Origin of the sequence: Cloacibacillus sp. (assembly GCF_020860125.1) — a bacterium.
Classification (GTDB): Bacteria; Synergistota; Synergistia; order Synergistales; family Synergistaceae; genus Cloacibacillus.
Genome location: NZ_JAJBUX010000043.1, coordinates 1 through 4,245 on the forward strand (window position 1 = coordinate 1; position 4,245 = coordinate 4,245).

At 52.8% G+C, this 4,245-nt stretch carries 4 protein-coding genes; 3 read left to right on the forward strand and 1 reads right to left on the reverse strand.

Features of this window, described 5'->3' with window-relative positions; genetic code table 11:
* Positions 1–46: 46 nt before the first annotated feature.
* The 3 genes from LIO98_RS05770 (at position 47) to LIO98_RS05780 (ending at position 2,993) form a co-directional block, all read left to right on the forward strand.
* On the forward strand, positions 47–1,141 hold the full coding sequence (locus LIO98_RS05770) for a DctP family TRAP transporter solute-binding subunit (protein WP_291954053.1): 1,095 nt from the start codon (positions 47–49) through the stop codon (positions 1,139–1,141).
* A 71-nt stretch (positions 1,142–1,212) separates the two neighbouring features.
* Entirely contained in the window at positions 1,213–1,680 is a 468-nt protein-coding gene (locus LIO98_RS05775) for a TRAP transporter small permease (RefSeq protein WP_291954057.1), read from the forward strand.
* 14 nt (positions 1,681–1,694) lie between these two features.
* On the forward strand, positions 1,695–2,993 hold the full coding sequence (locus LIO98_RS05780; protein WP_291954060.1) for a TRAP transporter large permease: 1,299 nt from the start codon (positions 1,695–1,697) through the stop codon (positions 2,991–2,993).
* Between the two features lie 166 nt (positions 2,994–3,159).
* On the opposite strand, the gene LIO98_RS05785 is transcribed toward LIO98_RS05780, so the two are convergent.
* Complete coding sequence (locus LIO98_RS05785; protein ID WP_291954063.1) at positions 3,160–3,834, reverse strand: RraA family protein; 675 nt, start codon at positions 3,832–3,834, stop codon at positions 3,160–3,162.
* Between the last annotated feature and the right edge of the window lie 411 nt (positions 3,835–4,245).

A 4,245-nucleotide genomic window follows, 5' to 3' on the forward strand; every position in this document is an offset into this window, starting at 1 on the left:
CCATAAACATGCAAATGCAATATAATTAAAACAGGAGGTAATGAGTATGTTCAAGAAAATCAGTCTAGCGTCAACGGTGGTCATGCTGTTATTGTTCGCAGCCTCCGCCTCCTTCGCGGCGGGGCAGTTCAAGCCGGAATATAAGATGAGCACGAACGTCTCGGAGATAACGCCTCCCGGCAAGGCCGTGGCATATTTCGCCGAACAGGTGAAGAAACGCACCGACGGAAAGGTGAACATCAAAATATACTGGAACGGACAGCTCTTCGCGGGAAAAGCCTCAAACGAGTTCATGCTGATGAAGAACGGCGTCGGCGACTTCTCGATCTCGACCTTCATGAACTGGGCTCCGCAGTTCCCCGCGGGCAACCTCTTCCTCCTGCCCTGGTTCGTCTCCTCCGAGCCGAATAAATACAAGGCGCTTGACGCGATAGAGAACGGAAAGACCGGCGCGGAGCTCAAACAGCGCCTTAGCAAGATGGGTGTCGAGGTGATCGGCTGGGGCGAACAGGGAGCGCGCGAGCTTACGAACAACGTCCGTCCCGTAAAGACCCCCGACGACCTCAAGAATATGAAGATCCGCGTTGTGGGAAGCCCGCTGCTCATGGACGTATTCAAGGCGATGGGCGCCAATCCGGTCAACATCAACTGGAATGAGACCGTCACCTCGCTGCAGCAGAACGTCGTCGACGGCCATGAAAATCCATATTCGTACATCATTTCCTACAAAGTGTATGAGTTCCAGAAGTACGTCACCGAATGGAGTTACTGGATAGACCCGCTCGTCTACGTGGCAAATAAAAAAGTCTGGAACTCCTTCCCCGCCGATATTCAGAAGATAATCGCCGAATGCGCCGTCGAGGCGGGAATGTACAATAAATGCCTCAGCAGGCTGAACCTTGACGACGGCACCTCCGAGCGCTGGCTCAAGGCCAAGGGGCTGATGCCCGCCGACAATAAGACGAGAGCCGTCGACCCCAGAGCCTATCTCAAAGACCACGGGACCGCGGTGAACGTGCTCACCCCCGATCAGATCAAACAGTTCAGGAATAAGACGGAGAGCGTTTACGGCAAGTGGACGAAGATCATCGGCGCGGATCTTATCGACCTCGTTAAAAAGGATATGGCCTCTGTCCGTTAACGGCCGTTTCTGCTTAAAATCCTGGCGGCGCGGACAGTCGGGCGCCGCCGGGATTTATGGGAGGATTTGCAATGAAAAAGATACTAGATAACTTGGAAGAGATACTCGGCGCGTTCTTTCTCGCGCTTATGGTCTCGATAAGTTTTTTCAACGTGATAACCAGGTACTTCTTTCACTTCTCCATGGCCTTTACCGAAGAGCTGACGCTCTACATGTTTGTCTGGGCGACGATGCTGGGCGTATCGCTGGCTTTCAAGCATGGGGCGAACATGGATGTGTCCCTGCTGTATGACCGCTTTCCCAAGTCCGTCAGAAAGTATATCTATATTTTTCTGATGCTCATGAGCATAATCTTTTTCCTCACCCTGATGTACTGGGGTTATGTGGAGGTCTGCGACGAGATGCAGATGGGGGTAATAACCGAGGCGATGGGGCTGCCTGTCTGCTATTTCACCGTCTCGATGCCGATACTTTCCATTCTCACCGTCGTGCGCATCTCCGTCCACCTGGTTTCTGACGTCAGAGACGGAAATTATTAGAGAGGAGTTTCTTCATGGATGTTTTATATGATCCGGCCCTATGGACGGTCCTGATCTTTCTGTTCCTGCTGCTGATCAAAGTTCCCATCGCGATATCGATCGGAATCGCTTCGCTGGCGGTGGCGTGGCAGTGTGATCTCGGCCTGCCGATGACGAGCTATAACTTCTTCGCTAATATCGCCAAATTCCCGCTTCTGGCAATTCCCTATTTCATTCTCGCGGGCAACATCATGAGCCGGGCCGGGATCGCGACGAGGATTATAAACCTCATACGGATATCCTTCGGCAAGCTCACCGGCGGGCTGGCGATAGCGACCGTCATCGTCGCCGCCTTCTGGGGCGCCGTAAGCGGCTCGCCCGCCGCGACGGTGGCCGCGCTCGGCGTCATCCTCATTCCCGGAATGGTCGACGCCGGATACAGCAGGCCCTTTGCGACGGCGGTAGTCTCCGTCTCCTCCGGCCTCTCCTCGGTAATACCGCCGAGCATCGCCTTCATCATGTACAGCGTGATCACGGGCGTCTCTATCGGCGCCATCTTCGCCGCGGGCTTCATCCCCGGCTTCATCATCGCCCTCTGCATGATCGTGTCCGTCTACCTCTCTTCCCGCAGGCACGGTTACCGCGGGGACAACATCGAAAGAAAACCGGGCGACCTCAGGGCGGCCTTCAAAGAGGCCGTATTCGCCCTCCTTATCCCCGTGATAATCCTCGGCGGGATATACGGTGGGATCTTTACCCCGACGGAGGCGGCGGCCGTCGCCTGCTTCTATGGACTTTTTGTCGGGGTGTTCGTATACCGCTCCCTTTCAATAAAGGTGATCTATGAGGTGCTGGTGGATACCCTCATCGGCTCCGCGATAGTGATGTTCATCAGCGCCTGCGCGGGCCTCTATTCATGGGTCAGCGCCAGCGTCGGGCTGGTGGAAAAGACCTCGGCGCTGCTTATCGGCATCTCTGGCAACGAATATGTGACGCTGCTGATGATATACATAATACTCTTCATCGGCGGCATGCTGCTGGACGCCGTCTCCTTGATGTACGTATTCATGCCGCTCATCATGCCGGTGATGGCCAACTTTGGCTGGGACCCGGTGTGGTTCGGCGTGATGCTCGCGATAATGGTGGCGATCGGCTGTGTGACGCCGCCAGTAGCGGTCAGCCTCTTTGTCGGCTGCCGAATAAGCGGGCTGACGATAGAAGAATTGACGCCGCCGGTCCTGCCGCTGCTCTTCTCGATGCTCTGCGGCATGGCGGTCCTTTCCATATTCCCGCAGATCACGATGTTCCTTCCCAAGCTGATGGGGTTTATGTAACTGGCCCCGCACCGCAAAATACCGCCGGCCTCCGGTTTCCCGGGGCCGGCGGTATTTTTGTTTAGACCGTGTACAGGCAGCCTGTAATGGTTGGGAGCATTACGGACCGCCGCTAAACGGCCGCCGCCAAAAAATAAGATTTTTCTGTGACGGCTGTCCTAGTACACTAGTCTATGATCTCGCATCCTTTGCTCTTCAAAGCGTCATAGAGCCACTCTCTGCTGACATTACCGTTGGCGTACGCCGCAAGCTTTTCCTGCTCCAGAGAATGGAGTTTTCTGGACTCAAGAGCGATGCGCTCCGCGTCATCCTTGGGAACGACGATGATGCCGTCGGCATCCCCGACGATAATATCCCCCGGCATCACGACCTGTTTGCCCAATGCGACCGGCCCCCCTATCTCCCCGGGGCCGTTTTTGTAGGGACCGTTCCCGGTCAGGCCGCGCGCGTAACACGAAAAATCAGTCATATTTAAAATATCGTCGTTGTCTCTGATGTACCCGTCAATGACGAAGCCTTTGATGCCCTTCTGGCGCGCCGTTTCCATCATCAGGCCGCCGCATAGGGCCCGTTCAGCGCCGAATCCGTTTACGACGATGACGTCGCCCGGCTGCGCCAGCTCGATCGCCTTATGAAACATTAAATTGTCTCCGCCCGCCACTTTAACGGTGAATGCCGTCCCGAGAAGCGGGACCTTGTTAAAAGGGCGGATCTCGGATTCAACGCAATATAATCTCCCCATATTGTCCGCAATATTTGCGACAGGCAGGCCTTGAAATAACGAAACTATTTCCTTTGCCGGGCGAGTGATCGATTGAAAAATCCTAAAGCCAACAGACATATGAATCCTCCATTCTTTATGTAAAATACGATATGGAATAAATATTCCTAATATATATATAAAGATAACATAAATTCTTTTTTTGTCAATAACATTGGCTAGAATACAAAAATATCCAATATATTTTACTCTGGCAGGTTATCTTGAAATAGCGTATTATTCAAAGCCTACGTGCGGCTATTTCGCTAGAATCAGCCTCTGGTGCGCTTTTATCGAATGCGGACCAGTTTGTAAATCGGAATAAATAAATCGAAGCTTGACAAAAAAATAAATTTATTATATTCTCGTATCAACATGAAATATTTATTTTATATATTGAACGAATAGGAGATGGTGAGCACATTACATGCAATAAATTTTCCTCTGATGAGCTGCACAAAAGATGTCTGGTCATGCATCCGCAACCATCGC

What these genes read in the sequence shown, in the direction of transcription:
- LIO98_RS05770 (WP_291954053.1), top strand. Translation starts at nt 47, where the DNA reads ATGTTCAAGAAAATCAGTCTAGCGTCAACGGTGGTCATGCTGTTATTG.
- LIO98_RS05775 (WP_291954057.1), top strand. Translation starts at nt 1,213, where the DNA reads ATGAAAAAGATACTAGATAACTTGGAAGAGATACTCGGCGCGTTCTTT.
- LIO98_RS05780 (WP_291954060.1), top strand. Translation starts at nt 1,695, where the DNA reads ATGGATGTTTTATATGATCCGGCCCTATGGACGGTCCTGATCTTTCTG.
- LIO98_RS05785 (WP_291954063.1), bottom strand. Translation starts at nt 3,834, where the DNA reads ATGTCTGTTGGCTTTAGGATTTTTCAATCGATCACTCGCCCGGCAAAG.